General features: G+C 69.7%; 1 protein-coding gene. It reads left to right on the plus strand.

Annotated elements, in window-relative coordinates; all coding sequences use genetic code 11:
• A partial coding sequence (locus JHD07_RS37400) for a transcription antitermination protein NusB (RefSeq protein WP_291631318.1) occupies positions 1–435 on the plus strand: 435 nt, incomplete at both ends.

A 435-nucleotide genomic window follows, 5' to 3' on the forward strand; every position in this document is an offset into this window, starting at 1 on the left:
GTGCAGGCGCTGTACCAGATGGACATTGCCGGCGCCGGCATCAACGACATCTTCGCCGAGTTCGAGAGCCATTGGCTCGGCAACGAGGTCGAGGGCGAAACGTATCTGCCGGCGGAAGCGGCGTTCTTCCGCGACGTTGTCTCCGGCGTCGTGCGCGACCAAAAAAAGCTCGATCCCCTGATCGACGAGGCGCTGTCGAAGGGCTGGCCCTTGAAGCGGATCGAAGCCATCCTGCGGGCGGTACTGCGGGCGGGGGCCTATGAGCTCCAGCAGCGCAAGGACGTGCCGGGCCGCGTCGTCGTGTCCGACACGGTGGATCTGGACGGCGGGGGAGCCCCCCCGGCCGCCGAGCTGCTCGCGGCGATCGCCGCGTCCGACCCCGACCCGAACGCCACCCTGGCAGCGGTGGCCGAGGCGTTCCCGGACGACCCGGGC

It is taken from the genome of Bradyrhizobium sp. (assembly GCF_016462955.1).
Classification (GTDB): domain Bacteria; phylum Pseudomonadota; class Alphaproteobacteria; order Rhizobiales; family Xanthobacteraceae; genus Bradyrhizobium.